Origin of the sequence: Devosia alba (assembly GCF_039938915.1) — a bacterium.
Taxonomy (GTDB): domain Bacteria; phylum Pseudomonadota; class Alphaproteobacteria; order Rhizobiales; family Devosiaceae; genus Devosia; species Devosia alba.
This window is the reverse complement of the sequence record NZ_JBDUUI010000071.1, coordinates 1-284: the sequence shown is the minus strand read 5'-3', so window position 1 is coordinate 284 and position 284 is coordinate 1. Positions and strand designations below refer to the sequence as shown.

Annotated in this window: 1 protein-coding gene; it reads right to left on the bottom strand. The window is 43.0% G+C overall.

Translation table 11 applies throughout. The annotated features are described in order from the left end of the window. Window positions 1-61 precede the first annotated feature (61 nt). A partial coding sequence (locus ABFY71_RS19445) for a hypothetical protein (RefSeq protein ID WP_347947397.1) occupies window positions 62-284 on the bottom strand: 223 nt, incomplete at its 5' end.

Here is a 284-nt window from a genome sequence, read left to right as displayed (position 1 = left end):
TCCCCTGCACTCGTGTTGATTCCATTCCATTCCATTCCATTCCATTCCATTCCTTTCCATTCTATTCCATTCCATTCCCCTCCATTCCATTCCATTCCATTCCATTCCGGATGATTCCATTCCATTGCATTCCATTCCATTCCATTCCCCTGCACTCGGGTTGATTCCATTCCATTCCATTCCATTCCATTCCATTCCATTCCATTCCATTACAATTCGTTCCATTCCATTCTATTCCGTACCATTCCATTCCATTCCATACCATTCCATTCCATTCCATTCCA